The organism is Candidatus Thiosymbion oneisti, from assembly GCF_900092655.1.
Taxonomy (GTDB): domain Bacteria; phylum Pseudomonadota; class Gammaproteobacteria; order Chromatiales; family Chromatiaceae; genus Thiosymbion; species Thiosymbion oneisti.
In genome coordinates this window covers 1-2,053 of sequence record NZ_FLUY01001034.1, presented here as the reverse complement: position 1 = coordinate 2,053, position 2,053 = coordinate 1, and the positions used below count along the sequence as shown (strand labels likewise).

Sequence of the window (2,053 nt, the reverse complement as noted above, 5' to 3'; positions counted from 1 at the left end):
CCGCCCGCGGTCAGGCTGATGTTACCGCCCACGAGGTTCTCCTCCTCGCTGTCATCGGCCTTAGTCTCGGAGTTCCCGTCGGTGATCGCACCGCCTGCGGTGAGGGTGATGTCCTTCCGGTCGGCAGCCGTACCAGCGATGATTTGACCCACGGCGAGATCGCCGGTCTCGTCGATGAAGATGTCGCCGCCGGTGGCCTGCGCGTCGAGCTTGGTCGCAACAGCCGTGTCGATATCGGCGTTTCCTGTCGCGCCGATAGCGCCGCCCGCGGTCAAGCTGATGGCACTGCCGACGAGGTTTTCGTTACCCGCACCTTCGGACGTGGTGTCCTGATCGCTGATCGCACCGGTGGTGGCGGTAATGGTGATGTCGCCGGCGCCGGCATCGATACGGCCCAACCCGATATCGTTTGCCGCCGTGAGGTTGACGTCCCCTCCGGCGCCTGCAGAAACATCAATGGTGCCGTTGTTTGTGATGTCGTTTCCGGCAGTGATAGTAACCCCCATGCTGTCTCCGGCGTCAGCACTCGCCGGTCCGATGGTGACTCCGCTATTGACAGTGACATCGTTGTGTGCCGTGAGTGTCAGGGTGACAGTCTGGTTAGGGGTATTAGGATCTGGATTTGTGTCCAAGGCAGGACGAATATTCGCTGCAACGGTGATGTTGCCCACATCCGTACCAGTTCCGGCCGTGGTCACTGCAACATTGGTCCCCCCTTCCAACGCTGCCACATGGGCGGTTGCCGCGGCGATATCGATTGTGATGTCTGTCGGATCGATCAACCAGGTCCCAGGGTTACCGGAGGGCGCGGAGGCGTCCACCTGGGCCGCCGCGATGTCAATGGTCCCGGCGGCGGAGGTCTCGATGAAGCCGCCGTCACCGCCGTGCGGACCGCCCCGGGCCGTCAGCTTGCCCGCGATCCTGGCGGTCTCCTTCCCGTAGACAATGATGCTGCCGCCGTCGCCAAAGCCGGTGGCATCGGCAATGACTTGGGCCTCGGGTGCCAATATCACCGCATCGGCATTGCGGCCGGGGCCCTGGCCGCCCCGGTCTCCGCCGATGCGGATATCGCCGCCGCCCGCGCCGCCGCTGGCCTTTACCAGGGATTTGCGTCCGAGTCTGAGCTTGCGACCCCGTATGTCGATCTTGCCGCCCCGGCTGTTCCGCGACGAGGCATCCAGGACACCGGTCACGGCCACAGTCCCGTGATTGCCGCCGTCCAGGACGATCTCGCCCCCGTCCGCGGAGACGCTGCGTGCATGAATCTTGCCGCCCACCTGGACCGCCTGATCGACGATGCCTTCGGCGGCCGCGGCGGTGATCAATACCCGTCCGCCGTCGACCTGGATGATGCCGTTGTTCGCAGCCAGGGCCTCGACGCCTGCCGGTTTGTGGGTCACCGGTGATTTGGTCTCGAAGTGAATGAGATCGTCGCCGTAGAGATCCACCGCGAAGGTCTCGGCCCCGGCGATGACGACGGTCGAGCCCTGGCCTTCGATGACGCCGTCGTTGCGGGCATGGGGGGCCACCAAGGCCCCGAGACCGCGCTCGCCCAACGAGATGTGGCCTTGGTTGATGACCTTGGCATTGGGGCTCGGCTGGTCGAACTGGTAGCGCCCGGCCATGAAATTGTCATCGGCGATATTCGCGGTGGTGGCCAGAAAGCCTTGGGCTTGAACCGTGCCGTTCCGTCCGATGGTGACGCCGTTCTGATTGATCAGCCACACATTGCCGTTGGCCTGGAGCTGCCCGTTGATCCGGGACGGACGGTCGGTAACGACCCGATTGAGGGCAATGGAGCGCCTGCCGGGCTGATCGAATTGGGTGACCTCGCCTTTCTCGATGCTGAAGCCGTTCCAATTGATGACGGCCTTGCCGCTGTGCTGATCGATGGTTACCTGCCCCGGTTGGGTGGCGATATGGGCATTGCCGCGGACCACTACCCCGCCGGTGGGATTGGCGCCGATGATGGGGGCTGTGAGCATGACGACGATACAGGCCGCCGTCGCAGCCAGGGGTAGATCGAGACGCTTGCCTGGTTTGGAAGATGCCG

Annotated in this window: 1 protein-coding gene; it reads right to left on the bottom strand. The window is 64.2% G+C overall.

What is annotated here, in order from left to right; genetic code table 11:
- Positions 1-2,053: two-partner secretion domain-containing protein (locus BQ17_RS10685; RefSeq protein WP_141699225.1), on the bottom strand; the 2,053-nt coding region annotated here is incomplete at both ends.